Raw genomic sequence first — 26,272 nt, 5'->3', positions numbered from 1 at the left:
AGTAGTTGATTTTTTATAACTAAAAATTTATATTAGATTTGTAACATAGTAGGAAATCCCTAAAACAATTATCAGAATTATGAAAACAATTTTATCATTCATCGCAGTTTGCTTTTTAACTTTAGCAGTTAATGCACAGGAATTCAAGTTTAAAAGTGAATTAATCAATTACGGAAAAATTACTCAAGGGTCTGAAGGAAAGAGAGTATTTGAGTTTACTAACGTAGGAGACGCTCCTTTAATTATAAAAGAGATTAAATCAACTTGTGGTTGTACTGTTCCTAGTAAACCTGAGAAACCAATTATGCCAGGTGAAAATGGACAAATTGAAGTTTCTTATGACACAAAAAGATTAGGAGGATTCTCAAAAGCAATCACAATTTACTCTAATGCTAAGCAAGAGAGAAAAATGTTAAAGATTAAAGGTTTCATTACAAAAGGAGCTACAGTATCTGAAGACAAAAAGAAATCATAGGTTTCTAGTAATTTATAAAAATAAAAAAGAGCTTTAAAAGCTCTTTTTTTTATGCGTTAAATTCTCTTTTTTAATCGGAACCTAAATTTATACTTCTGCCCTGCTCTTTCGATTTCGAGACTAATTCGTTTGTCTGGTTTTTCTTGAAACAAAGCATTTATTTGAGTTAAAGTATATGTATAAGCAGGATTACCATTAATACGCTTAATAACATCGTCTTTTTCTAATCCCACTAAATCAGCTGGAGATCCCTTTAAAACATTATCGATTTTGTAAGCAGGTTTAAAGCGATAAAAATAACTAGTTACAAATGAAATTGTTTTACTATCTGAGACCTTATTCCCTGAATTAAACTCATCTGCAATTAAATTATCTTGTCTTTCCCTCACTAACTCCTGGCCGTCATAAACAACAGAAAGACCACTCATATTGTAATAAAATCCTTTTTTTAAAGAGCCACTCTTTTTAAAAATCACTCTTCTTCTACCATAATCCAGCCACACTTTAAATCGTTTTAAAATATTTCCTCCAATACTACCATTACGCAACCTAAACTGTCTCGCGTTTGCAGTTGAAGTTGTATCTAAAAATGATACAGTTGGATTTTCAATTTCGAATCTTCCCAACTCAAAACCTGGAATTTTACTTCGATTACCATAAATGGTCCCACTTAATCCCTCCCCTAGAATATCTCTAAAATATTTTTTCGGAGTTTTAATATCTTTATGAGTGCCTTCGAAAAACCAAAGCGCATCACTTCCGCCAGAGTCAATAAGTAATTTTGTCTTTATTTTTTTAGTTCCTACAGTATCTAATTGAGCATATGTATTTATGTACGGTTTATTCCTATAGAATTCCAACTTAAACTCTTCACATCTTCTACATTTCTTCAATCTGTATTTCTTCGGGTTATAAAAAGTTAGAAATTTGGAAGAGTAATCAATCTTAACGATTAAACTTTTAAGTAAATCAAATCCTATAATACCATGAATAGTCATTCCCATTTTTGCCGACATATTAAAATTGTCTCGCAGAATGACATACAAATCCTCATTTTGATTTACTAAGTTTTTTATTCTAAATTGATTATTCTTAGAAAGTAATGCGTCAACTGCCTCTCCACTACCTAAACCTTTAAGCTGAATTTTTTCAACATTATTTAAACCTAGGCTATCATTCTGACTTAGATTAAATAAAATGGTTTTATTCACGCCGGTATCTAAAATAAAATTAAGCTCTTTTCCATTTATTTTCAATGGAATAATGATAAGATTATTTATCAAAGTGAATTTCACTTTTTGTTTCACATCTTCATTTCCATAGAATTGAAACTTAGATTGTGTATAACCATTAAAAACTAAAACAAGAAAGTATAGGGATAGTAACTGTTTTTTCAAATTATGCACTTTTCATTTATAACAATATACAATCTTATTATTGAACATACTTTTTTTTAAGATAGTTTTAACCATTTCTTTAGATGTTAGGTTAGTTTTTGAAGGTAAAACTTATCTCAAATGAATATAATTTCGCAAATTTGCGAACTAAACAAACAAAAAAACAAAGGAATGCCTGCAATTTCAAATAAAGGTAATTTAATGCCACAGTCGCCAATACGTAAATTGGTTCCTTACGCGGAAAATGCAAAGAAAAACGGAATAAAAGTTTTTCACTTAAACATAGGTCAACCTGATATAAAAACACCTCAAGTTGCGCTAGACGCTGTAAAGAATAATGATATTGAAGTTTTATCATACGCTCGCTCTGAGGGTTCTGAAGTTTACAGAGAAAAACTTTCAAACTACTATGCAAAAAATAATATCAATGTAACGGCTAATGATATTATTGCAACTACTGGTGGTTCTGAAGCATTATTATTTACGATTGGAAGTATTACTGATCCAGGAGATGAAATTATTATCCCTGAGCCATTCTATGCAAATTATAATGGATTTTCAATAGCTTCTGGAGTAAAAGTTGTACCAGTTATCTCTTCTATTGATGACAACTTTGCTTTACCTAAAATTGAGGATTTTGAAAAATTGATTACATATAAAACCAAAGCGATATTAATTTGTAATCCAGGAAATCCAACAGGTTATTTATACAGCAAAGAAGAGATTGAAAAACTAAAGCAAATTGTTTTAAAACACGATTTATTTTTAATTGCTGATGAAGTTTACCGTGAATTTGCTTATGATGGTGCAGAGCATCATTCTGTAATGAAAGAAGACGGTTTAGAGCAAAATGCAATTATGATTGATTCTGTTTCTAAACGATACAGCATGTGTGGTGCTAGAATAGGATGTATTGTTTCTAAAAACAAGGAGTTTATTCAAACTGCTATTAAATTTGCACAAGCACGTTTAAGTCCGCCAACCTATGCATTAATCGCTAGTGAAGCGGCTTTAGATACTCCTCAAAGTTATTTTGATGACGTAATTGGAGAATACGTAGAAAGAAGAAATACTTTAATCTCTGAATTAAAGAAAATCGATGGTGTTAAAGTAGCGAATCCTAAGGGAGCATTTTATTGTGTTGCTGAATTACCAGTTAAAGATTCTGATGATTTTGCTCAGTGGATTTTAGAAAAATTCCATGACAATAATGAAACTGTAATGGTTGCTCCGGCAAGTGGATTTTATTCTACTGAAGGAGAAGGAAAAAATCAAGTTCGTATTGCGTACGTTTTAAACGAAAAAGATTTAAAGCGTTCTGTAGAAATTTTAAAATTAGCTTTAGAGCAATACAATCAATAATTTTGAATATTCAGAAAAACATATCATTAAAGAAATATAACACGTTTGGTATTGATGTAAATGCCAAACGTTTTATTTCTGTTAATTCTGTTTATGAGTTACAACAACTTTTAGAAAAAGAAAAGGACTTATTTCTTTTGTCTGGTGGCAGCAACATGCTTCTTACAAGAGACATAGAAAAGCTAGTTGTACATATAAATATCAAAGGAATTTCTATTGATAGAGAAAATGACAATTCGGTTTATTTAACGGTTAATGCTGGAGAAAACTGGCACGAATTTGTTTTGTGGTCTATTGAACAAGGATATGGCGGAATTGAGAACTTATCCTTAATCCCAGGAAATGTGGGCACTTGCCCTATTCAAAATATTGGAGCTTATGGTGTAGAAGTTAAAGACACCATTACTAAAGTTGAAGCAATTGAGATTGACACAAATAAGTTAGTTTCTTTTTCAAATGAGGAATGTTCTTTTGGTTATAGAAATTCTATCTTTAAGAATGAAGCCAAAGGAAAATATATTATTACTTCCGTGTGTTTCAAATTATCTAAAATTGATCACTCGCTAAATACCTCTTACGGAGCTATCGAAAAAGAATTATCAGAAAGAAACATAAATATTCCAACTATAAAAGATGTTTCCGATGCAGTAATCGCTATTCGTCGATCAAAATTACCAGATCCCAAAGAAATTGGTAATAGTGGAAGTTTCTTTAAAAATCCAGTTATTTCTATTGAACATTTTGATGAACTTAAAAGTAAACACCCAACGATTCCAAGTTATCCAATTTCAGATAGCGAAATAAAAGTTCCAGCCGGATGGTTAATAGAACAATCAGGTTTTAAAGGGAAACGTTTTGGGGAATATGGTGTTCATGAAAAACAAGCACTTGTTCTTGTAAATTACGGAAATGCATCTGGAAGAGAAATATTTGAATTAGCGCAAGAAATTCAGAAAACTATAAAAAAAGAGTTTAAAATCGATTTGGAAATTGAGATTAATGTGATTAACTGAAATTAGTGAACTTACTAAAACAAAAAAATCAAACCAAAATAGCTAGAAAACTATTAAAGTTTGATTTGGAATATTAGGGATTTAATATATTTTTTATCGCAGATTTCTACGAGTTTGATTTCGTGATTTGATGTAAACAGGTATCAATATTTTTTCGTCTTTATCTATTGTAAATCCGATTAATGTGTTTAAAATCTTGAAGAATTCCGCTACTGCTTTCATTTTTATACTCTTTTTAGGTTTAGTTACACTATTAAGACACAACTTATTTTAAAAAGTCACCTATTTTAAAAAAATTAGTTTCATTATCTTTGCAGTATTAAAATTTTATTCATGAAATTAGTTATATTGACAATCGGATTATTAGCTTTAGCATTTGCAGGAATTGCTATAAAAATTTGGGCAAAAAAAGATGGCGAATTTGCGGGTACATGTGCTAGTCAGAATCCAATGTTAAATAAATCAGGTGAAGCATGCGGCTTTTGTGGAAAAACACCAGATCAGTTTGATTCATGTACTGAACCTAAACATCAATAAAATCTACTTCCATAAAAGACGAAATTCTTGAACATATAGAAAAAGCAAAGAAAGGCAACCAAATGTCTTTCAATTTTCTTTTAGATACATTCTGGGGAAATGTATATGGTTATCAGCTTAAAAAAGTAACTAACGAAAATGATGCTGAAGACATTACCATACAAACATTTGCAAAAGCTTTTAATAAAATAGATACATTCAATGAAGAATATCAATTCAGTACTTGGTTGATAGCTATTTCAAAAAATGTACATCAAGATATTATTCGTAAAAGAAAATCTTCACCCGTTGTTAACTCTTCAAAAAAAGTAGATGAAGAAGCTTATAAAGTAATTGATGATGCTCCCTCTCCTGAAGACGAAATAATTACTGAACAAAACTTAGCAAAACTTCTTAGGGACATAAAGCAGTTAAAACCTAAATATCAAGAAGTTATTAATCTTCGTTTTTTTCAAGAGTTAAGTTATAAAGAAATCTCAGAACAACTTAACGAACCTATGAACAATGTTAAAGTAAAACTGTTAAGAGCAAAAAAATTACTTGCTGAGATTATAGAGAAAAACAAATCATGAAAAAAAACATATTTAGTGCTTTAGGTCCAGGTTTATTGTTCGCAGGAGCGGCTATTGGGGTTTCTCATTTAGTACAATCAACAAGAGCCGGTGCTGAATATGGTTATGGACTTATTTGGGCTTTGTTGCTCGTTCATTTTTTCAAATATCCGTTTTTCAAATTTGGACCTAAATATGCCACTGCAACGGGAGAAAGTTTGTTAGACGGATATAAAAAATTAGGTAAAACCTATTTAGGTTTATACTTTGTTGTAAACCTAGCTACGATGTTCACAATTCAAGCTGGAGTCACTATTGTAACGGCAAGTTTAGCGACCTATTTGTTTGGCGTAACTGACAATCTGGTGTATTGGGCAACGATAATTTTAATTATTAGTTTTTTAATTCTTTCAGTAGGTAAATATCAATTACTCGATAAATTAATGAAGTACATTATTTTATTTCTGACTGTAAGTACACTACTATCACTAACAATAGCCGTTACAAAAAATGTAAACACTTTTTCATATAGCCAAATACTACCAACCGATGCCTTAGGTGTTAGTTTTTTAATTGCCTTTTTAGGATGGATGCCAGCTCCTTTAGATATCTCTATTTGGCATTCATTATGGTCTGTACAAAAGCAGAAAAGTACTGAAGAAAACCTTAGTGTTAAAAAATCTATTTTTGATTTTAATATTGGCTATATAGGAACCATGCTACTAGGGCTCTGCTTTATTTTATTAGGAGCAATGGTCATGTACAACTCTGATGAAAAGTTTGCAAGTAGTGGTGGTCAATTTGCCCTTCAACTAATTAATCTTTACACTAATAATTTAGGAGAATACGCAAAACCAATCATTGCAATCGCTGCATTTACCACTATGTTTAGTACAACAATCACTACTTTAGATGCATCACCTAGGGCAATGGAAAAAGCCTCTCAACTGCTTTTTGACAAACCAAAAATGAATTATTGGTTTTGGAGTTTACTCTTAATATCAGGTACGTTAATCATTTTGTTTCTTTTATTAGATAATATGTTAATGATGGTGAAAATCGCTACTATTTTCTCATTTTTAACTGCTCCTATTTTTGCCGTATTAAACTATAAATTGATTACTAGTAAGCATACTCCAAAACAGTATCACCCTAACAAGTTTATCAAAGCTTTAAGTCTCGGTGGAATACTCTTTTTAATAGGTTTTAGTATTTGGTATTTAACCACCATAAACACATAAACAACTGTAAAACAATACAGTAATAAAATATCTTTAAAAAAAGCTAAAAAAAATCAGAAAAAAAATTAAATTAGCACGCTTTTTGGTATTATCCAGAGAGTATAATAAAATCCCAATATTACAAATGCAAACAAAAAGATTTTTCTTACAGTTGGTATGTGTATTTGCTCTTACACTTTTTTCATTTCAAGAAACTTTTTCTCAAGTAGAAAAATTGCAAACAGCAATATCTGATGCCTCTGTTCCCTTTCAAGGAAAATTACAACAGGAAAACGGTAAGTTCAGGTACGATTATCATGATGTTTACCAAAAAGACTCTCTAGCTAAAGATTTACAAGCAAGTGGTTATCACGGAGGTGGGCCATCTTGGTTAGGAATTATCTATGGCGCTTTTAAACTTTGTAACAACGATTTAATTGATCAAATCGAAATGAAAGTTGAAGTTACAGGAGTTACTTTTTGGAGTCCTAACAAGGAAGACCTTGATAAAATAGGTAGAATTGTTAGTACAATTAAAACAAATGACGACTTATTACAACTTGCAATTGATAAAGCTAGTGAATTAGGTATTATGCAATAAAACATTCTTCGTAAATTTGTAATTCAAATTTATAGTGAATGTCAGAAAAGATTCTTATCCCTACAGAAACTAAAATTACGAAAGACGCAACCACTGAACGTGTAAAAAAACCAAAGTGGCTTCGCGTAAAACTTCCTGTAGGAAAAAAATATACCGAACTTCGAGGATTAGTCGATAAGTACAAATTAAATACAATTTGTACTAGTGGAAGCTGCCCTAACATGGGAGAATGTTGGGGAGAAGGAACGGCTACATTTATGATTTTAGGAAACATTTGTACACGCTCATGTGGTTTTTGTGGTGTAAAAACTGGTAGACCCGAAACAGTAGAATGGGACGAGCCAGAGAAAGTTGCTAGATCGATCAAAATCATGAAGATTAAGCACGCCGTAATTACTTCTGTTGATAGAGATGATTTGAAAGATGGAGGTTCCATTATTTGGGCAGAAACCGTTGATGCAATTCGTAGAGCAAACCCAAATACTACTTTAGAAACACTTATTCCTGATTTTCAAGGAAACACTAAACTCATCGATAGAATTATAGAAGTGCATCCTGAAGTTGTTTCGCATAATATGGAAACAGTTCGAAGGCTAACAAGGGAAGTTCGTATCCAGGCTAAATACGACCGTAGTTTAGGTGTTTTAAAATATCTTAAAGAAAATGGTATGAGAACCAAATCGGGCATTATGCTTGGATTAGGTGAAACTGAAGAAGAAGTAATTGAAACAATGCAAGATTTAAGAAATGTTGGTTTGGACATCATTACTATTGGTCAGTATTTACAACCAACAAAAAAGCATTTACCTGTTAAAGAATTTATAACACCAGAACAATTCAAAAAATACGAAACACTTGGTAAAGAAATGGGATTCATGTATGTTGAAAGCGGTGCGCTAGTAAGATCTTCTTATAAAGCACACAAGCATGCCAGCTAACATTCTATTATTAATTTCTTAACAAAACAGCTTTCAAAAGTTAAAAAAGTGTAAATTATCAAATAAAAATCAATTTACATTGCTTTTATTACTAATTTTGGCACGTAAATTGAAAACATACAATTGTTAACAATAATAATTGTTTTCATTGTGTAAATTATTTGAATTAGTTGATTAACGAAAAGCCACCTCAATGAGGTGGCTTTTTGATTATGTAATATCTCGTTATTTCAAATTAAAGTCCGATTGTGAAGATTACACAAATTAGAAGTGCTATAAAAATTAATACAGTAAAATATAAAGCTTTTCTAAAATTATTGGTTATTTGTTTTTTATAGAATTCTGTTGTCTTTAAAATAATATTCGCAATAATCACCATGATAGCTACTGGCAAAGCAAATATGAACAAAATAAAGAGTAAACCAAATAAACCTTCTGGACTTCCACAAAATAATTGAATCATGGATTCTGGTTTATTCTAAATACCCCATTTTTTTCATCCAATCGTCGTTGAACATTTTTCCAACATAACGACTTCCGTGATCGTGGAATAATACAACAACTACATCATCTTCATTAAAATGCTCTTTTAATTGTAATAATCCTTTCATCGCTGCACCTGCAGAATTCCCAAGGAACATTCCTTCCTTTTTAGCTAATAACTGTGTATAAACAGCAGCATCTTTATCTGTAACTTTCGTAAATCCATCAATGATACTGAAATCAACATTCTTTGGTAAAATATCTTCACCAATTCCTTCCGTTACATATGGATAAATTTCATTTTCATCAAAAACTCCTGTTTCATGATATTTTTTAAAAACAGAACCATACGTATCAATTCCCCAAACTTTTACATTTGGATTCTTTTCTTTTAAATACTTTCCTACCCCAGAAATTGTTCCTCCTGTTCCTACTCCAACAACAAAATGAGTTATTTTTCCCTCTGTTTGTTCCCAAATTTCAGGACCTGTACTTTCGTAGTGACCTTTTGCATTACTTGGGTTATCATACTGATTTACATACCAAGCATTCTCTGTTTCTTCAGCTAATCTTCTTGAAACAGAATAATAACTTCTGGGATCATCTGGTTCAACATTAGTAGGACATACAACTACCTCTGCTCCAACTGCTTTAAGAATATCAACTTTTTCTTTACTTTGCTTATCTGCCATTACAAATACACATTTGTAACCTTTTACAATTGCTGCTAATGCCAATCCCATTCCAGTATTTCCTGAGGTACCTTCAATAATAGTTCCTCCTGGTTTTAATCTCCCATCAGCTTCAGCATCTTCAATCATTTTAAGAGCCATTCTATCCTTTACTGAATTTCCTGGGTTAAAAGTTTCGTATTTGGCTAATACTAAACAAGGTAATTCTTCGGCTAGTTTATTAATTTTAACTAAAGGCGTATTTCCTATAGTTTCAAGAATATTCTTTGCGTAATTCATTTTCTTCGATTTGTTGTGCAAATATATAAGTTTGGAAATTTGTTTTATATGCATCCATAAAAAAATCCGCTAATTGCGGATTCTGTATTTTTTAATTCAACCAAACTATAAATGATTTCATCTTGGCCAAGTCAGGAATTTGTTCAATGTTTACCTTTTTCATATTGTAATCACTCAAACCTAAACCTTCTTTATCTATTGCTATGGTTGCATTCAAATCATCGATAAAAACAGTAACTGATGAAAACGATGGTTCAATTTTACTAATGGCATTATTTGCATTGATTTCATTGAAAGTAGAATTGATGTTCAATCCTTTTTCTGTCTTAAATCTTTCATCAAAAATTTCTACACTTTTAATGACAGAACTTGAATCTAGTTGCTCTTTCGGAATGATACTTAATAAAAGCTTCCCTCCTTTTTCATACACTTCATATACATCGTCATCTTGGAAATAATTATTTCCTTTCGCTCCTTCACTTAAAATTTTAACTAGTGAATCTTTGGCAAAAATTTTATCCAACTCTTGTACAGTAGTTTTTGACGTCAGCTGACCTACTTTTCCTTTAGCAATAGTGAATTTATCTTTTCCACATTGAATAAATAATAATGAAATACAAAGTATTGATACAATTTTAGATAATTTTTTCATGTAAGTTTAATTTCAAAATATAACGTTCCTTTTTACTATTTAGTTTATAATACCTTCTTTAAAATTCCGAATACAGCCCTAATGAAAGTTGCGCTGGTTAAAACTTTAACTACTGGATTTTGTCTTGTACTTCGAGATGAAGAACTTGAGCTTCTTTTTCTTCTGATTTTTTCCTTTTCTCTTCTTTCATCCTCTTCAGTTTTTTCTCTATTAATACGCTCTATTTTTTCGCCGAGTAACTCATAAGCACTTTCTCTATCGATTGATTTGTTATACTTACTTACGAGCTTAGAACTATTCAACACTTCCTGAATTTCTCTTTCGGTCAAAATATCCATTCTACTCATTGGCGCTCTTAACATAGTTCTTGCCAAAGGTGTAGGAATTCCCTTTTCGTTTAAAGCAGTAATAAACGCCTCACCAATTCCTAACTGTGTTAACACTTCACTTGTATTATAATACTCAGAATCAGGGTAATTCTCTGCAGCTAATTTTAATGCTTTTCTATCTTTCGCAGTAAAAGCACGTAATGCGTGCTGCACTTTCATCCCTAATTGCGCTAATACATCTTCTGGAACATCTTTGGGATTTTGAGTTACAAAATACAATCCGATTCCTTTTGAACGAATTAGTTTTACAATACTTTCAATTTGACTTAACAAAGCCTTCGAAGCCTCGTCAAAAACCAAATGCGCCTCATCAATAAATATGATTAACTTTGGTCTTCCGCTATCTCCTTGTTCAGGAAAAGTTTCATAAACCTCTGCCAATAATTGTAACATAAAAGTTGAAAACAACTTTGGTTTATCTTGAATATCAGTTAATCTTAAAACTGATATTACTCCTCTTCCGTTTTCATCAACACGAGTTAAATCATCAACTTCAAAAGATTTCTCACCAAAGAATAGTTCTCCTCCCTGCTGTTCTAACTCCACAATTTTACGCAAAATTGCGCCCGTACTAGATGATGAAATTCTACCATACTCAGAAGCTATTTCATCTTTTCCTTCCGCAGTTACAAATTGCAACATTTTTTTGAAGTCCTTTAAATCTAAAAGAGGAAGATGATTATCATCACAATATTTAAAAATAATAGCAACTATACCTGATTGGGTTTCGGTTAAATCTAAAATCCTAGATAATAAAACTGGACCAAATTCAGAAACAGTCGCTCTAAGACGAACTCCATCTTGTTCTGAAATAGATAAGATTTCAATTGGAAATTTTTTAGCATCAAACGGAATTCCAATTTTCTGATGTCTTTCATCTATTTTTGGGTGTCCCGGACTAGGTTGCCCCAATCCACTTAAATCACCTTTCACATCCATTAATAAAACTGGAATACCCTTTTCCGACATATTCTCAGCAAGTACCTGAAGTGTTTTAGTTTTTCCAGTTCCAGTTGCTCCAGCGATTAAACCATGTCTGTTTAGCGTTTTTAAGGGAATATTAACCAATGCATTTGTTACTGTTTCCTCACCTAACATTCCGGCTCCTAAAGTGATATAATCTCCTTTACATTTATATCCTTCTGTGATATAATTAAAAAACGACTCCGTCTGACTCATCTTGTGTTATTTTTGATAAAAATACTATTAAAATCAGCATTTCAAAATTAATTTTTAAGTAGAACCTTACTGTTTTCGTTAAATTTGTTAAATACCTAAAATATAGCCTTATGAAACTACTACAATTTTTATGTTTATCATTTATTGTTGCATTAACTTCATGCGATCTAAAAAAAGAAAAAGAAGTTCCTGAGGAAAAAGATAATTTAATTTTTCATTCATCAAAACTAGAACGTAAAAAGAATGCTCCTTTTTCTGATGCCGTAGAAGTAGGAAATACATTGTATTTAGCAGGTCAAGTTGGTATTGATCCGGCTACAGGTAAACTACCAGAAGGTGGAATTTTAGCTGAAACAAGACAAACTTTAGAGAATATTAAAGAAGTACTAAAATTACATGGTTCTGACCTTGAACATGTTGTAAAATGTACTGTAATCTTATCAACAACAGATGATTTTGCTGATTTTAATAAAATTTTTCGCGAATATTTTCCTAAAAATAAACCTGCAAGAACTACATTTGCAGCCGGTTTGCTCGTAGGAGCAAAAATTGAAATTGATGTAATAGCGGTAAAAGCAGATGGATTTAAAGACGCAAGAGTTAATTAAAGAAGGAAAAATGCTTCCATTAATGGAAGAGTTTTACACCATTCAAGGAGAAGGAGCACATACGGGAACAGCTGCTTATTTTATAAGAATTGGTGGTTGTGATGTTGGTTGTCATTGGTGCGATGTTAAAGAAAGCTGGGATGCTAACGTACATCCTCCTACAGAAACAGACTTGATTGTTTCGAATGCGAAAAAGTATGCAGAAACTGTTGTTGTCACGGGAGGAGAACCTCTTATGTGGAGCTTAGATTATATTACTACTCAATTGCAAAATCAAAATATAAAAACTCATATTGAAACATCAGGAGCTTATAAATTTTCTGGAGTATGGGATTGGTTTTGCCTTTCTCCTAAAAAAACAAAGCTTCCTCTTCAACGAGCTTACGAAGAAGCCGATGAACTAAAAATGATTATTCATAATAAACATGATTTTGAATTCGCTGAAGAGCAAGCAGCTAAAGTGAATGATAAGTGTTTATTGTATTTACAACCTGAATGGAGTAAACGTGATAAAATGATTCCTTTGATTATTGATTATGTAATGAATAATCCTCAATGGAAAATATCACTTCAAACACATAAGTATTTAAACATACCTTAATAAAAAAAGCGAAACGCCCAAGATTGGGCGTTTTTTGTTCCATGGATTTTACTTTGGTTAGAGTAAAAAGGATACGCTTTTGTTTTCTTTTTTCTCATAGATTTTCCCCGACGACTATGATATAAAGTTTTTTATATCCGACCTTATATAAACAAGGCTTTTTGTAACCGAGACAAAGATATTTTGACTTTATAAAACTGAGGTATGGTTTTCCCATACTAAAAGTAAGGGAAAACCATACTTTTTTCTAACTTTAATGAATTGTTAATTTTTTAACGTTTTTTAACATTATAAGTAAATTTTGTATATTTGCTTTTCGATGATGAATATAAATACATATAAAATACCATGTGCTCCATTAGCACATGTAAGTTTCGGAAGACCTGAAAATGATCTTTTTCGAAAAAGAACGTTATTGTACATATTTAGGAAATGATTAAACTATAAAACCAAAATATATAGGCGTTCAAATTAATTTGAACGCCTTTTTTTATGAATTATAATAAATGAATGAAATTTTAATCAACATATAGAAGTTTGAGAGGTTTATTTCATAATCAATTGAGCTATAAGGCTTAACCAAAAAACTAAGAATCTGGATATATTCCGGACAGGAACCTTATTACCTAAAAATAACTTAACTATTTGATTAACAGTGAATTAAATGTTAAAATTTTTGGTAGAATTATAAAAACCTTATATATTTGTATCGTGATTGATTCAGAATAAAAGAATCACACAAGAAATAAAACAACAACGTATTATGAAATTAATTTATTTATCTAACAGTTTAAAAGAATGCTCAATAAGAGGTGTTCATTTTAAAGGAAGAGTAAGTAATGATGTTTTTTGTATACAAGAATATAAAGAGAATGATTAAAACCCATTTTCAACATATACAAGTACAAAGGCATCTAGAAATAGGTGCCTTTTTTATTTGAAAATATCAAGTACGAATATTGATTAAAAATTTGGAAATATTCTTGATATTTCGTATATTTAAAAGAGAAATTGAAAAGTTATGAAAAAATTAATATTGCTAATTCTAAATGAAAAAGGACGTTTACTCAATGGAACCTTGCGATTACTAAATTCAAATTGTACAGAAGTTAATTCTGGAATAATTTAATTAAAAAAATCAGCTAGCGTTACCTAAAAATTGCAAAGAACGCTTCCTATTTAACGACAATGTAGAATTTTCTGAAGCCTTAACTCAATAGGCCTTGGTAGTTCAAAGTCTTCACGGATTGATTTCACATCAATTTAATTCTACAAACCACCTGATTTACTCGGGCTGGATGATTATTGCCCAGATTTTTCTGGAGCTACACAATCGAAAACAACATTCGATCAACTATCAAGCTGTTTTTACGGCTAGGAAAACTATTGTCAAATATTAAAAATTAAAGTTATGAGAAATATAAAATTGTTATTGTTAACGTTCGTATTAGTATTAACTATCGGTTGTACAGACAACACCGAAAACCTAGTTACCGATACAACACAAAATACAGAAATCACAAACACCGAAAACATCAACGCTTTTGATACAGGAGGTCAAGATGGAAATGGTAATGATGGTGGTGGAAAAGATGGTGGAAAAGGCTAATGTGATTCTACAATTAAACCTCTAATATTATGTTAGAGGTTTTTTCTTTAGTTTTGTGAGAAACAAAATTATCACATTATCAAAAAAATTTTAATAACATTAATTTTCTTTACTTTACATAAATCATTGGCCTTTGAAATTAATTATTTCCAAACCAAAAATGATAGTTTAAAACTTTTTATACAAAAAGCAAAAAATAAAAAATTATCAAATTCCAAAAGAAAAGAAATTTTATTAGATGCATACGAATACTTCAACAATAATGAAATTCAAGACCCAATTCATTTAAGCTCTATTGCGTTTGAATTTTATAGATTAAGAGACACAATAAATTTCTTTAAAACAAATCAAAAGGCTCTTGAATTATCTAAAAAACATAAAAATATATTTTCTATAGGTGATTCTCATTGGAATTATGCTACTTTTTATTTAAATGGAGAAATACATGATAAAGCTTATTATCACTTTAATGAAGCCTATAAAAACTTTATTAAAAATGGTAATAAAAAGGAAGCTTCTAAAATTCTAAATGGCATGGCTAGAATTAAAGGATATTACAGAGATTATACCGGAAGTGAAATATTAAGTATTGAAGCCATAAAACTTTTTAAAGAGCTAGAAAATTATGAAAGCTTATCTAGTTCATATAATCATTTAGGCTTATTACAAAGGGATATTAAAGAATATGATAAGGCTCTAAGATACTTTTCAAAAGCTTTAGAATACTTCAAAAAAGTTAAAATTAAACCTTATGGTATTGAAAATAACATAGCTAATATCTATGTTAAAAAGAAAGAATATTCAAAAGCTCTAAAATACTATTCTATTGATCTAAATCAAGATATATCGAGATCTCATTACGCAAGAGTCCTGAGCAATAGAGCAAATTGTAAATTATTAATGAGAGATACTTTAGGGGTTAAAAAAGATTTATTCGAATCTTTAAGAATAAGAGATAGCTTGGGAAATAAAATTAATATACTGACTTCAAAAATTTATATCTCTAATTATTATACTTACAAAAAAGATACTCTAAAAGCTATTATATATTCTCAGGAAGCAAACTTATTAGCGAAAAAACTTAAAAACGGAGCTGACTATTTAACAACTCTTAAACAACTTGCAGACCTACAACCTAAAAAAGCTAAAAAATATTTAGATCGCTATATTCAATTTAATGATAGTTTAATTAGCGAAGAACGCAGAGCCCAAAACAAATTTACGCGTATTGAGTTTGAAACCGATGAACATATTGAACAAAACAAAATTTTAAGTCAACAACGCATATGGATTTTTGCTGGAAGTTTAGCTGTTTTGTTAATCTCAACTCTACTCTACTTTTTACGCGTTCAAAAAGTACAAAATGAAAAACTTCAATTAGAAGCTGAACAACAGAAAGCAAATGAAGAGGTTTATGTATTAACACTTCAACAACAAGCAAAACTCGAAGAAGAACGTGTTAATGAGCGCAATCGCATATCGGCAGAGTTACATGACGGAATTTTAGGAAAGTTATTCGGAACTCGTGTAAGTCTTGGTTTTTTAGGAATGCAAATGCAACCAGATACTCAAGAACAGCACCAAACGTTTTTAGATGAATTACAAAATATAGAAAAAGAAATTCGAGATGTTTCGCACCGATTAAGTGAAAATTTTGACGATGCTACTGTAAGCTTCTCCACGATTATCGAACAAGTATTGAAAGATAAAAGCGTTATTGGTAATTTTAAGTACACTTTTGTTGATGATACAAACATTTCTTGGAAAAGTTTAGATGAAGTCACGAAAGCAAATGTTTATCGTATTATACAAGAATCATTGCAAAATATTATTAAACACGCTAAAGCAAAAAGTGTAACTTTGAATTTTGGTTTAAATAATCAGAAATTATTCATTACCATAACAGATGATGGCGTTGGTTTTGACACAAAAAAAGGAAAAAAAGGAATAGGAATAAAGAATATTAAAACGAGAGTTGAAAAATTAAGCGGTTCTGTGGACTTTCTTTCAGAAATCGACCAAGGAACTACTTTAACTATAATAATCCCTTATATCCCTAAAAATGCAGCATAAAAAGTATAATGCTTTATTAATTGATGACCATCCTTTAATTGCAGAAGCTTATAAAAGTGCTTTTAAGTTTATTGAAAGTAGAAACGAAGGTGTTTCTTTCAATATTTTTACAGCTACCGATTGTGACTCTGCCTGTGAAGTTTTAAATGAATTTGTAGAAAAAAACGATTCTTTAGATATTGTTTTTTTAGACATGCGATTACCTCCTTCTAAAGACGGAACATTGCTATCTGGCGAAGATTTAGGTTTAAAAATAAACGAACTATTACCTGAAACTAAAATAATTGTTTCTACAACTTTTAATGATAACTACAGAGTTCATAGTATTCTAAAAAACTTAAATCCAGAAGGTTTTTTGGTTAAAAACGACCTAACTCCTGCTGAATTGGTTCAGGCAATTGAAGAGGTTTTAGAAGACCCTCCTTATTATAGTAAAACGGTAATGAAACTATTGAGAAATCAAGTTTCTAGTGATTTATTATTAGATGATATTGATAGAAAAATTTTATATGAAATCTCTGTAGGGACAAAAACCAAAGATTTACCAGAAATTGTTCATTTATCAATGCCAGCAATTGAAAAAAGAAAAAGACAATTACGAAAAATATTTGCATTGAGTTCTACTGATGATAGAGAACTTATTTTAACCGCAAAAGATAAAGGGTTTATATAGTTGAAGAGCAAAGAGTAAAGAGTAAAGAGTAAAGAGTAAAGAGTAAAATTTAAGTAATTTTTGCTTTTAATATTTTTTTGAATGCTAGTCAATAATAATTTAATGCTTTAAAATTCTTTTGATAAAATAAAAAAGCTCACTTTTCAGTGAGCTTTTATTGTTTATATTCTATAAAGTATCTACTCTTTGTAAACACCCATATTTGCATATTTGTCCATACGCTTAGCTACAAGAGAAGTCTCGTCTAAATCCTTTAACTCATCAAAAGCTGATAAAATTTGATTCTTAACTGCTTCGAATGCTCCTTCTCTATCTGTATGAGCTCCACCAGCTGGTTCTTCAATGATTCCGTCAATTAATTTTAACTTCTTCATATCATCACCGGTTAATTTTAAAGCCGCAGCAGCCTGCTCTTTAAACTCCCAACTACGCCATAAAATAGAAGAACAAGACTCAGGAGAAATAACAGTATACCAAGTATTTTCCATCATGTATACTCTGTCTCCTACTCCAATTCCTAAAGCTCCACCAGAAGCTCCTTCTCCAATTACAATAGTAATGATTGGAGTTTTTAAACGAGTCATTTCAAAAATGTTACGAGCAATTGCTTCACCTTGGCCTCTTTCTTCGGCTTCTAAACCAGGATATGCACCTGGAGTATCTAATAACGTTACTACAGGAATTCCAAATTTTTCTGCCATTTTCATTAAACGTAAAGCTTTACGATAACCTTCAGGATTTGCCATACCGAAGTTACGATACTGACGAGTTTTGGTATTGTAACCTTTTTGCTGACCGATAAACATGAATGACTGATCTCCGATTTTTCCAAGACCACCAATCATTGCTTTATCATCTTTTACGCTTCTATCTCCATGTAATTCCATAAATGTATCACCGCAAATAGCCTTAATATAATCTAAAGTATAAGGTCGGTTCGGATGACGTGATAATTGCACACGTTGCCACGGAGTTAAATTTTTGTAAATATCTTTTCTAGCTTTTTGTAATTTTTTTTCGATTTTTTTGCACGTTTCAGTAACGTCTATCTCACTTTCTTTTCCTATATCATGACATTTTGCCAACTGATCTTCCAACTCTTTAATTGGCATTTCAAAATCTAAATATTCCATTTTATAAGTTTGATTTCCGAATTGTTTGTGAAGCAAACATACTAAATTATCGTTGTAATTTCTTTTTAATTTTTGAAGAATTTTTCAATATTCCATTTAATAATACTACAAATAATACAATAAAAGCTCCGTAATAAAACTCTGCATTCATTTGTTCTGTTTCTTTGAATATTATGAGTGCCAGTATTATAGCATAGATAGGCTCTAAGTTTATAGTAAGCATCACGGTGTACGGTGTAATGTATTTCATCACACGAACCGAAGCTATAAATGCATATGCTGTACATACACTACCAAGTATGGTTAAATACAACCAATCGGTATTTTCAAGAATGAAAAATTCTTTTGTAAAACTTCCTGAAAATCCAAGATACACAGTTACAACAACAACACCGAATAATAATTGATACAACGAAATAGAATCTGCTTCGTATTCTTTAATAAAAATACCATTCAATACAGCAAATAAAGCAGATAAAGACGCTGAAATTAAAGCATAAATAATTCCTAAACTATGTTGACTTTCAAAATTAAAGATGATGTACAATCCAAAAACAACTAACAAACCGAGTAACATTTCAACAGGATTAATCCTTCTTTTAAAAAATATTGGTTCCATAAGTGCTGTAAAAAAAGCACCAGTGCTCATTGTTACTAGTGCAACTGAAACATTTGAAACTTTAATAGCCTTAAAAAAAGTAATCCAATGAACCGCGATAATCGCTCCTGTAATAAAAAACTTAAAAATTGCTCTTCTCGGAATTTTAAATGACTTCTTTTTGACTAAAAAATAAGCACAAATGAAGATGACAGCAATTAACATTCGGTACCAAACTAATGGGATTGCCTCAATAGTGATTAACTTCCCTAAAATGGCTGTGAAACCCCAAATAAAAACAATGAAATGTAGTAGAAGATAATTTTTAAGCTTACTTTCTTGCATTGATATATAAATAAACTGCGTAGGCTCCAAAAATAATATTTGGCATCCAAACATTTAATAAAGAATTAGCACCAGCAACTGCTCCTAATACTTCTGCAACTTTCAAAAAGAACACATACACAAACATTATGGCTATACCAAAGGCTAAATTTACTCCAATTCCTCCTCTTCTTTTTCTATGAGCCAATACTACTGCAATTAAAGTTAAAATATATGATGCTAATGGTAAACTGGTTCTTTTGTATAGTTCAACCAAATAAGCATTTAAGTTTTTAACTCCTCTTTTCTTGGAAATATTAATGAATTCAGACAATTCAGGAGAAGGCATTTCTTGTGCCATTGTAGATTTATAATTGAAATCTTTTGGAGTAAAAGAGAACACAGTATCCATTTTGTTCCCTGAAAAAATACTATCTCTATCTTGAAATATTTTTCTTTCTTTCCAATTTAATAGTGTAAAAACACTGTCTTTATCATTCCATCTAATTCTATCCGCTATTAACTTATACTTTAACTTTAATCCGTCATAAGTTTCAGTTGAAAATTGATGTCCTGAATTTCGTTTGAGATCATATGTTTGCACAAACATATAGGTGCTATCATTTAGCTGCAAACTAAAATCGTTAATCATTTGGTCTTGATAACGAGTCTTTTTTAAATAAGTATTCTCAAAATTCTTTCTTGTTTTACTACTTGCAGGCACGATATAATGATTCATATACAATGCAACCGCAGTAACAATTGTTGCTCCAATAAAATATGGGTACAGAAAACGAGTGAAAGATATTTGAGAGCTATTGATGGCTACAATTTCTGTATTATTTGCTAATCTAGAAGTAAATACAATGACAGCAATAAAAAGCGCCAAAGGCATGAAGGTATTAGCGTAATAGATAATAAAATTCTTGTAATAATCATTAACAATGGTAAACAATGTTAACGTTTCATCCCTTAAAAATTTATCTATTTTCTCAGAGATATCAATTGCTACTGCAATAGGAATTAAAATCAACAACGTAAACAAAAACGTTGTCAAATATCTCTTTAATATGTACCAATCTAATATTTTCAAACCTACAAACGATTACTCATTTGTTTTACCATTTTTTCCTTCCATTCCGCGAAATCACCAGCTTTAATATGCTTTCTTGCCTCTCTAACTAACCAAAGATAAAATCCTAAATTATGAATAGAGGCTATTTGTTTACCTAACAATTCTTTAGAAGCAAATAAATGTCTCAAATATGCTTTAGAATATAATGTATCTACAAATGTAATTCCCATTTCATCAATAGGAGAAAAATCATTTTCCCATTTCTTATTCTTGATGTTGATACTTCCGTGAGCAGTAAATAACATTCCGTTTCTTGCATTTCTTGTTGGCATCACACAATCGAACATATCTACGCCTAACGCAATATTTTCAAGAATATTAATTGGAGTACCAACCCCCATTAAATATCTCGGTTTATCTTCTGGTAAAATACTACAAACGACATCTGTCATTGCATACATTTCTTCGGCTGGTTCACCAACAGATAAACCACCAATAGCATTTCCTTCAGCCTCAACAGAAGCAATAAACTCCGCTGACTGTTTACGTAAATCTTTATAAGTACTTCCTTGAACTATTGGGAAAAGTGTTTGTTCATATCCGTATTTTGGTGGCACTTTTCCTAAATGCTCAATACATCTTTTTAACCAACGATGTGTCATATGCATAGAGCTTTTCGCATAATTATAATCGCATGGATAAGGTGTACACTCATCAAAAGCCATTATAATATCAGCACCAATTGAACGTTGAATTTCCATCACATTTTCTGGTGTAAAAAAATGCGTAGAACCGTCAATATGACTCTTAAATTTTACTCCCTCTTCATTAATCTTTCTTCTTCCAGATAAAGAATACACCTGATAACCACCACTATCTGTTAAAATATTCCTATCCCAATTCATAAACTTGTGTAAACCTCCGGCTTGTTCAAGTATATCAGTTTTTGGTCTTAAATATAAATGGTAAGTATTTCCTAAAATAATATCTGGATTGATCTCATTTTTTAGTTCAGACTGATGAACTCCTTTTACAGAAGCGACGGTACCTACTGGCATGAAAATAGGTGTTTCTATAGTTCCATGATCGGTAGTTATTACACCAGCTCTAGCTTTACTCTTTGGATCAGTAGTTTCTAATTTAAATTGCATAGGTGACAAAGATACATAATTGGAAGAATGTGAAAACTTAAATGTTTCTAAATCTATTTTTTTCTTTGACGACCAAATCTAGATCTAGTTTTCCCTTTCGAAGGAGTATTCTTTTTTAAGGGTGAACGTTCTTTTGAAGCTTCTTCTGTTTTGCTAGAAGACTTTACAAGCGCATTAATTTTATCCATTTCAACTTTAGACAATTCTCGCCACTCTCCTACTTTTAAATTGCCTAATTCAACATTCATTATACGAGTTCTTTTAAGTTTTATTACCTCGTATCCTAAATACTCACACATTCGTCTAATTTGACGATTTAATCCTTGAGTAAGAATTATTTTGAATGTTGTATTATTTATCTTTTCTACTTTACATTTCTTGGTAACAGTTCCTAAAATAGGAATTCCATTGCTCATTCTTTGAATAAACCTATCATTGATGGGCTTATCAACTGAAACTATATATTCTTTCTCATGATTATTACCTGCTCGAAGTATTTTATTTACAATATCTCCATCATTCGTTAGGAATATTAATCCTTCTGAAGGTTTATCTAATCTACCAATAGGAAATAAACGCTGCTGATGTCCAACAAACTTTACGATATTTTTTCTTTCTTTACTATCGGTAGTACAAACAATACCTACAGGTTTATTTAATGCGATATAGAGGGTTTTAGGCTTTGCTTTTAATGGTTTACCATCTATTTTCACAATATCGCCCTCAAAAACTCTATTTCCAAGCTGTGTAGCTTTTCCGTTAATGGTAACTCTACCTGCTGTAATCAAACGTTCCGCTTCTCTTCTAGAACAAATTCCGGTAGAGCTAATGTATTTATTAAGATTAATCGATTCTTGATTGTTTTTATCCATTAGAACAAAAGTAAAATAAAAAACCTCAGAACGAGCTGAGGTTTATATGTTTTGTAATATTTAGATATGTTTTTAGAACATAATCATTTTTCTTGTACAACGCGCTAAACTCGGACGACGATCGTAATCGAAACCTAATGTTATCATATGTGTACCATTATTGAATCCTACAATTTCGTTAACTGTAATACTGAAACCATATGAAACATAGAACTTATCCTTTTTTATACCAAATAATGGTGCAATCGCATTAGGCTTAAAGAATTGGTCATTCAAGAAAGTATAACTTAAACCTCCCCATACATAACCATTGAAAATCCTTTTCCTAAGTTTAACGTTCATATCGGTACGAGATCTTTGACTGGCTTCGAAATACTCAACAAATGCTGAAGGCTCTAATTCCACATCTCTATTAATTCGATAATTATAATTTGTGTAAACAGAATACCTTCTTAAAACTCTTGGTTCACCAGTACTAAAATCATCGACATTTTTATCTAATAAGTTTACCACGTTAGCGCTTATTGCAAATCGATCAAAACGATATAACATACTGATATCGAAATTGGATGTATTCAATACACGATCCGGAACAGGTTGAGGTGTGTTATTTTCTGACGTATCGATACCAAATTGAATAAAACTGTAGCTTAATCCAAAAGATAAAAAGCTATCATATACATCACTTAGTATTAAATGACTCGCTAAAGATAATCTAGCTCCTCTTTGAGTTGTAAATCCATTTTGATCACTAAACATAGTAAGACCACCACCAAAACGCTCAGCTAGACGTGCTTCAACCGTTAAAGATTGTGTATCAGGAGCATTTTCAACCCCTATCCATTGACTTACTCCATTTAAACGAACTTGCAGTCCAGCTCCAATTCCAGCATAAGATGGAGATATTAAAAATGGATTATCAGCCATGTGATTTACATATTGTGGTAAATCGACTTCTTGCCCAAATAATTTGGTAACAAATAAAAATAATATGGGGATTATTCTATACTTCTTCATCTAATAATTTTATCTATATAATGTAAAATGACCCATTAAACGTCTACGCTCTCCAGACAATTCTAAGAACTCAATAGTATACCAGTAATCTCCAGATGGCATTGGACGACCTTGATAGATACCATCCCATCCTGTTTGTACTCCGTTATACTTCTGAATTTCTCTACCGTAGCGATCAAAGATAACCACTTTAAGTTGATGATAATCTTGAACATTTATTGGATACCAATAATCTTGAATACCATCTCCATCAGGTGTAAAGATATTTGGAACCTCAATTGTAATATAAACGCCTTCAACCGTAATAGATTGTTCACAGCCTCTACTATCTCTCACAACAATTGTATAATCTCTTGTTTGTGTTATTATAAATTGATTTTCGAAAGAGAAATCGCTTCCATCAACACTGTATTCATACGGAGGAATTCCTCCAGTTGCATTTGCAATTAACATGTTAATTTGAGAATCATCAATTGTAAGTTGTAGTGGTTGTATTACATCAACCTCAATTGGAGTTATAACTCTAATACAACCATTTACATGCTCAACTTCTAACGTATATGTACCTGTAGCAGTAACATTAAATATACCTGTATCATTACTCGCATTTTCAGGTCCTGTTAAAGTGTATACAACATCATTTACATGAATATCCGCAACTGTACCCGTAATTGTAGCTGTACCATCACAATTATAAGTTATATCACTATTAAACTGTAAATCTACAGCTGGATCAAATGTAAATGCAGAAGTTACAGTAGTACATCCTCTGCTATCTCTTACGATAACAACATATGTTTCACCCGCGGTTAAATTATCGAATACTATTCTATCGTTAACGAAAGCTCCACCATTTAAACTTGTTGAATAAGGAGGTGTACCACCTGTTATAGCAACCTCAAATGAAGGTGCTGTATCTTGAACACATAATTGTTGTTGAACCGTAGTTAAATCGATTGTAGCCTCTAATACCGGTGGTTCTAAAATCTCAACCGTTAGAATTTGGAAACAACCTCTTTCATCTTGAGTTGTAATTGTATAGGTACCAGCAGCAAGGTTGTTAAACTCATTACTAGTCTGGAATCTTCCTGGCTCAGAATCAATTTCATAAACATAAGAACCTGTTCCACCAGTTGCTGTTATAGTAATACTACCATCAGTAGCACCATTACAACTTACGTCTACATGTGTTTCCGTTACTTCCAATAAAGGTGGATCAACAATTTCGTGTTCAGCAGTAACAGTAACACAATCTTGACTAGTTACTCTAATACTATATGTTCCAGGACCAATGTTATCAAAGGTATCCGAACTTTGTGGACCTGCTACAACAGCTCCTCCTCCATCTAGTAATTCATACATATAGTTTCCTAGTCCACCTGCAGCTGTAGCAGATAAAACAGCATTTGCATCACCATTACAAGTAATAAATGCAGAATCTGTATTCAATGTAGCCGTCAACGGAACTAATGCTGGAACCGATACTAAAGAAGGTGCTGAGATACATCCATTCGCATCTCGCACAAATAATTCATAATCTCCAGCTGGTACTGAGAATGTATTACTCACTACGAAATTCACTCCATCAATACTATAGTCGTAAGCACCAGTTCCTCCAGTTCCTGTAACTTCAATTGTAGCATTCGGTGCTGTACATGTAATTATTGAAGTAACTGAAGCCGATGATGTAACATCACTTGGCTCTGCAATAGTAATAGGGAATGTATTGCTACAATTAAACTCGTCGTAAACTGTAACTATATAATTACCAGCCCCTAAACCTGTAAACACATTATTAGGTTGAATTGAAGAAACATCTCCATTAGGGTACGTTAAACTATAAGAATAAACTGCTGGACTTCCTTGTCCTCCTGACACTGAATTAACTTCAATTTCTGCCGTTTCTTCTCCTTCACAAGCAATCGAAGTTGTTTCAACTACAGTAGCAGTTATAGTTGTTGGATCTGATAATGAGAATGAATCAGTTATTGTACATCCATTTGCATCTCTCACAGTAATTAAATAATTACCTGAAGATAATCCATCAATAATATTATTCGTAGAGAATACCTGAACTACTGTTGTTGTAGAAGTATTTTCTAATTGATATTCATAAGCTCCCCAACCACCTGAAGCATCAATTATTACTTCACCACTATTTGGAGAAATACAATTAATAAGATTTGTAGTAAATGAAACTCCTAGTGCAGCAGTCGGCTCACCAATAATGACTTCCTCTGAAGTAACTGGACAGAATGGACTATCTGTCATTGTCACAGTTACATAATACGTTCCTGCCCCTAATGTATTTACTGTAGTAGAACCTGTTGCCCCTGTACCTGAACTTGCAATAGTATCATCACCTGTAGCAGGAGTACCATTCGTATCCATTACTTGGTAATCATATAAACCAGTATATGGACTACTTGATGGGAAATCGAAAGTTATACTACCATTAGTATCACCTAAACAAACTACATCTGAAATATTAGTTATGTCTAAGTTAAATGTAGGTGGTGGACTAACTTGGTGATCCGTTGTTACAATACATCCTGTAGTAGGATTAGTAATTGTAATCGTATAAATATCTTCAGCTAAACCAGTAAATACTCCTGTAGTATTCGTAGATGTAAATCCTGTATTCGCTCCACTGATAGCAAAGTCTGCTGTTAATGCAGCTGTTGAGGTATACGTTACTGTAATATCTTCTCCCGTAGCACAATCAATCGCTTTATCAACTGTTACTACTGGATCACTAATTGCATTGAAT

General features: G+C 31.5%; 26 protein-coding genes. 13 read left to right on the top strand and 13 right to left on the bottom strand.

Annotation, left to right across the window (positions count from 1 at the left end; all coding sequences use genetic code 11):
- The first annotated feature begins 79 nt into the window (after positions 1–79).
- Positions 80–475 carry a DUF1573 domain-containing protein gene (locus ACOSP6_RS01360; protein ID WP_422092490.1) on the top strand — a complete coding sequence of 132 codons (396 nt, stop codon included), beginning with the start codon at positions 80–82 and terminating at the stop codon, positions 473–475.
- A gap of 56 nt (positions 476–531) precedes the next feature.
- Here the strand turns inward: ACOSP6_RS01360 and ACOSP6_RS01355 are convergent, their stop codons facing one another.
- Positions 532–1,881, bottom strand: a complete 1,350-nt coding sequence (locus ACOSP6_RS01355; protein ID WP_422092489.1) for an aspartyl protease family protein — start codon at positions 1,879–1,881, stop codon at positions 532–534.
- 162 nt (positions 1,882–2,043) lie between these two features.
- Here ACOSP6_RS01355 and ACOSP6_RS01350 point away from each other — a divergent pair, with 162 nt between their 5' ends.
- Together ACOSP6_RS01350 and murB are read left to right on the top strand one after the other, a co-directional pair.
- Positions 2,044–3,234, top strand: coding sequence for a pyridoxal phosphate-dependent aminotransferase (locus ACOSP6_RS01350; RefSeq protein ID WP_422092513.1), 1,191 nt, complete (start codon positions 2,044–2,046; stop codon positions 3,232–3,234).
- Between the two features lie 2 nt (positions 3,235–3,236).
- On the top strand, positions 3,237–4,247 hold the full coding sequence (murB, locus tag ACOSP6_RS01345) for a UDP-N-acetylmuramate dehydrogenase (RefSeq protein ID WP_422092488.1): 1,011 nt from the start codon (positions 3,237–3,239) through the stop codon (positions 4,245–4,247).
- A gap of 93 nt (positions 4,248–4,340) precedes the next feature.
- On the opposite strand, the gene ACOSP6_RS01340 is transcribed toward murB, so the two are convergent.
- Positions 4,341–4,469 carry a hypothetical protein gene (locus ACOSP6_RS01340; protein WP_422092487.1) on the bottom strand — a complete coding sequence of 43 codons (129 nt, stop codon included), beginning with the start codon at positions 4,467–4,469 and terminating at the stop codon, positions 4,341–4,343.
- 111 nt (positions 4,470–4,580) lie between these two features.
- Between ACOSP6_RS01340 and ACOSP6_RS01335 the strand changes: the two genes are divergently transcribed.
- From ACOSP6_RS01335 to lipA, 5 genes are all read left to right on the top strand, one after another.
- Positions 4,581–4,784, top strand: a complete 204-nt coding sequence (locus ACOSP6_RS01335) for a membrane or secreted protein (protein ID WP_422092486.1) — start codon at positions 4,581–4,583, stop codon at positions 4,782–4,784.
- Positions 4,785–4,846: 62 nt separating this feature from the next.
- Entirely contained in the window at positions 4,847–5,356 is a 510-nt protein-coding gene (locus tag ACOSP6_RS01330) for an RNA polymerase sigma factor (protein WP_422092485.1), read from the top strand.
- Positions 5,353–6,576 carry an Nramp family divalent metal transporter gene (locus tag ACOSP6_RS01325; protein WP_422092484.1) on the top strand — a complete coding sequence of 408 codons (1,224 nt, stop codon included), beginning with the start codon at positions 5,353–5,355 and terminating at the stop codon, positions 6,574–6,576. Before ACOSP6_RS01330 ends, ACOSP6_RS01325 begins: the two co-directional genes overlap by 4 nt.
- 124 nt (positions 6,577–6,700) lie before the next feature.
- The gene (locus tag ACOSP6_RS01320; RefSeq protein WP_422092483.1) at positions 6,701–7,156 is read left to right on the top strand and encodes a hypothetical protein; all 456 of its coding nucleotides are present in this window, start codon (positions 6,701–6,703) and stop codon (positions 7,154–7,156) included.
- Between the two features lie 38 nt (positions 7,157–7,194).
- Positions 7,195–8,094 (top strand): lipoyl synthase, encoded by a 900-nt coding sequence (lipA, locus tag ACOSP6_RS01315; RefSeq protein WP_422092482.1) that lies wholly within the window; start codon positions 7,195–7,197, stop codon positions 8,092–8,094.
- Positions 8,095–8,329: 235 nt separating this feature from the next.
- On the opposite strand, the gene ACOSP6_RS01310 is transcribed toward lipA, so the two are convergent.
- The 4 genes from ACOSP6_RS01310 to ACOSP6_RS01295 form a co-directional block, all read right to left on the bottom strand.
- Complete coding sequence (locus ACOSP6_RS01310) at positions 8,330–8,557, bottom strand: hypothetical protein (protein WP_422092481.1); 228 nt, start codon at positions 8,555–8,557, stop codon at positions 8,330–8,332.
- Positions 8,558–8,567: 10 nt separating this feature from the next.
- Complete coding sequence (locus tag ACOSP6_RS01305) at positions 8,568–9,548, bottom strand: PLP-dependent cysteine synthase family protein (RefSeq protein WP_422092480.1); 981 nt, start codon at positions 9,546–9,548, stop codon at positions 8,568–8,570.
- A 91-nt stretch (positions 9,549–9,639) separates the two neighbouring features.
- Positions 9,640–10,200: a hypothetical protein gene (locus ACOSP6_RS01300; RefSeq protein WP_422092479.1), complete on the bottom strand. Its 561-nt coding sequence runs from the start codon at positions 10,198–10,200 to the stop codon at positions 9,640–9,642.
- Between the two features lie 44 nt (positions 10,201–10,244).
- Positions 10,245–11,768 carry a helicase HerA-like domain-containing protein gene (locus ACOSP6_RS01295; RefSeq protein WP_422092478.1) on the bottom strand — a complete coding sequence of 508 codons (1,524 nt, stop codon included), beginning with the start codon at positions 11,766–11,768 and terminating at the stop codon, positions 10,245–10,247.
- 110 nt (positions 11,769–11,878) lie between these two features.
- Here ACOSP6_RS01295 and ACOSP6_RS01290 point away from each other — a divergent pair, with 110 nt between their 5' ends.
- The 5 genes from ACOSP6_RS01290 to ACOSP6_RS01270 all read left to right on the top strand — a co-directional run bounded on the left by ACOSP6_RS01290 (position 11,879) and on the right by ACOSP6_RS01270 (position 17,332).
- On the top strand, positions 11,879–12,376 hold the full coding sequence (locus tag ACOSP6_RS01290) for a RidA family protein (protein ID WP_422092477.1): 498 nt from the start codon (positions 11,879–11,881) through the stop codon (positions 12,374–12,376).
- Entirely contained in the window at positions 12,348–12,977 is a 630-nt protein-coding gene (locus ACOSP6_RS01285) for a 7-carboxy-7-deazaguanine synthase QueE (RefSeq protein ID WP_422092476.1), read from the top strand. The genes ACOSP6_RS01290 and ACOSP6_RS01285 overlap by 29 nt, the downstream gene beginning before the upstream one ends.
- 1,411 nt (positions 12,978–14,388) lie before the next feature.
- Positions 14,389–14,586 (top strand): hypothetical protein, encoded by a 198-nt coding sequence (locus tag ACOSP6_RS01280; protein ID WP_422092475.1) that lies wholly within the window; start codon positions 14,389–14,391, stop codon positions 14,584–14,586.
- Positions 14,587–14,712: 126 nt separating this feature from the next.
- The gene (locus ACOSP6_RS01275; RefSeq protein WP_422092474.1) at positions 14,713–16,659 is read left to right on the top strand and encodes a tetratricopeptide repeat-containing sensor histidine kinase; all 1,947 of its coding nucleotides are present in this window, start codon (positions 14,713–14,715) and stop codon (positions 16,657–16,659) included.
- Entirely contained in the window at positions 16,649–17,332 is a 684-nt protein-coding gene (locus ACOSP6_RS01270) for a response regulator (RefSeq protein ID WP_422092473.1), read from the top strand. Before ACOSP6_RS01275 ends, ACOSP6_RS01270 begins: the two co-directional genes overlap by 11 nt.
- Before the next feature lie 179 nt (positions 17,333–17,511).
- On the opposite strand, the gene ACOSP6_RS01265 is transcribed toward ACOSP6_RS01270, so the two are convergent.
- From ACOSP6_RS01265 to ACOSP6_RS01235, 7 genes are all read right to left on the bottom strand, one after another.
- Positions 17,512–18,465, bottom strand: a complete 954-nt coding sequence (locus ACOSP6_RS01265; RefSeq protein WP_422092472.1) for an acetyl-CoA carboxylase carboxyltransferase subunit alpha — start codon at positions 18,463–18,465, stop codon at positions 17,512–17,514.
- 46 nt (positions 18,466–18,511) lie between these two features.
- On the bottom strand, positions 18,512–19,408 hold the full coding sequence (locus ACOSP6_RS01260; protein ID WP_422092471.1) for a DMT family transporter: 897 nt from the start codon (positions 19,406–19,408) through the stop codon (positions 18,512–18,514).
- Positions 19,395–20,480, bottom strand: a complete 1,086-nt coding sequence (locus tag ACOSP6_RS01255) for an LptF/LptG family permease (RefSeq protein ID WP_422092470.1) — start codon at positions 20,478–20,480, stop codon at positions 19,395–19,397. The genes ACOSP6_RS01260 and ACOSP6_RS01255 overlap by 14 nt, the downstream gene beginning before the upstream one ends.
- Positions 20,481–20,482: 2 nt before the next feature.
- The gene (tgt, locus tag ACOSP6_RS01250; RefSeq protein ID WP_422092469.1) at positions 20,483–21,613 is read right to left on the bottom strand and encodes a tRNA guanosine(34) transglycosylase Tgt; all 1,131 of its coding nucleotides are present in this window, start codon (positions 21,611–21,613) and stop codon (positions 20,483–20,485) included.
- Between the two features lie 53 nt (positions 21,614–21,666).
- Complete coding sequence (gene rluF / locus ACOSP6_RS01245; protein ID WP_422092468.1) at positions 21,667–22,485, bottom strand: 23S rRNA pseudouridine(2604) synthase RluF; 819 nt, start codon at positions 22,483–22,485, stop codon at positions 21,667–21,669.
- Between the two features lie 72 nt (positions 22,486–22,557).
- Complete coding sequence (locus ACOSP6_RS01240; protein WP_422092467.1) at positions 22,558–23,502, bottom strand: type IX secretion system membrane protein PorP/SprF; 945 nt, start codon at positions 23,500–23,502, stop codon at positions 22,558–22,560.
- Between the two features lie 9 nt (positions 23,503–23,511).
- The coding region (locus ACOSP6_RS01235; RefSeq protein WP_422092466.1) for a T9SS type B sorting domain-containing protein at positions 23,512–26,272 on the bottom strand (2,761 nt) is incomplete at its 5' end.

It is taken from the genome of Tenacibaculum sp. MEBiC06402, assembly GCF_049239625.1.
Classification (GTDB): domain Bacteria; phylum Bacteroidota; class Bacteroidia; order Flavobacteriales; family Flavobacteriaceae; genus Polaribacter.
This window is presented reverse-complemented; position numbering and strand designations above follow the sequence as displayed.

Coding starts and splice junctions, on each gene's coding strand:
- ACOSP6_RS01360 (WP_422092490.1), top strand. CDS start 80: ATGAAAACAATTTTATCATTCATCGCAGTTTGCTTTTTAACTTTAGCA.
- ACOSP6_RS01350 (WP_422092513.1), top strand. CDS start 2,044: ATGCCTGCAATTTCAAATAAAGGTAATTTAATGCCACAGTCGCCAATA.
- ACOSP6_RS01340 (WP_422092487.1), bottom strand. CDS start 4,469: ATGAAAGCAGTAGCGGAATTCTTCAAGATTTTAAACACATTAATCGGA.
- ACOSP6_RS01335 (WP_422092486.1), top strand. CDS start 4,581: ATGAAATTAGTTATATTGACAATCGGATTATTAGCTTTAGCATTTGCA.
- ACOSP6_RS01330 (WP_422092485.1), top strand. CDS start 4,847: ATGTCTTTCAATTTTCTTTTAGATACATTCTGGGGAAATGTATATGGT.
- ACOSP6_RS01325 (WP_422092484.1), top strand. CDS start 5,353: ATGAAAAAAAACATATTTAGTGCTTTAGGTCCAGGTTTATTGTTCGCA.
- ACOSP6_RS01320 (WP_422092483.1), top strand. CDS start 6,701: ATGCAAACAAAAAGATTTTTCTTACAGTTGGTATGTGTATTTGCTCTT.
- lipA (WP_422092482.1), top strand. CDS start 7,195: ATGTCAGAAAAGATTCTTATCCCTACAGAAACTAAAATTACGAAAGAC.
- ACOSP6_RS01310 (WP_422092481.1), bottom strand. CDS start 8,557: ATGATTCAATTATTTTGTGGAAGTCCAGAAGGTTTATTTGGTTTACTC.
- ACOSP6_RS01305 (WP_422092480.1), bottom strand. CDS start 9,548: ATGAATTACGCAAAGAATATTCTTGAAACTATAGGAAATACGCCTTTA.
- ACOSP6_RS01300 (WP_422092479.1), bottom strand. CDS start 10,200: ATGAAAAAATTATCTAAAATTGTATCAATACTTTGTATTTCATTATTA.
- ACOSP6_RS01295 (WP_422092478.1), bottom strand. CDS start 11,768: ATGAGTCAGACGGAGTCGTTTTTTAATTATATCACAGAAGGATATAAA.
- ACOSP6_RS01290 (WP_422092477.1), top strand. CDS start 11,879: ATGAAACTACTACAATTTTTATGTTTATCATTTATTGTTGCATTAACT.
- ACOSP6_RS01285 (WP_422092476.1), top strand. CDS start 12,348: ATGGATTTAAAGACGCAAGAGTTAATTAAAGAAGGAAAAATGCTTCCA.
- ACOSP6_RS01280 (WP_422092475.1), top strand. CDS start 14,389: ATGAGAAATATAAAATTGTTATTGTTAACGTTCGTATTAGTATTAACT.
- ACOSP6_RS01270 (WP_422092473.1), top strand. CDS start 16,649: ATGCAGCATAAAAAGTATAATGCTTTATTAATTGATGACCATCCTTTA.
- ACOSP6_RS01265 (WP_422092472.1), bottom strand. CDS start 18,465: ATGGAATATTTAGATTTTGAAATGCCAATTAAAGAGTTGGAAGATCAG.
- ACOSP6_RS01260 (WP_422092471.1), bottom strand. CDS start 19,408: ATGCAAGAAAGTAAGCTTAAAAATTATCTTCTACTACATTTCATTGTT.
- tgt (WP_422092469.1), bottom strand. CDS start 21,613: ATGCAATTTAAATTAGAAACTACTGATCCAAAGAGTAAAGCTAGAGCT.
- rluF (WP_422092468.1), bottom strand. CDS start 22,485: ATGGATAAAAACAATCAAGAATCGATTAATCTTAATAAATACATTAGC.
- ACOSP6_RS01240 (WP_422092467.1), bottom strand. CDS start 23,502: ATGAAGAAGTATAGAATAATCCCCATATTATTTTTATTTGTTACCAAA.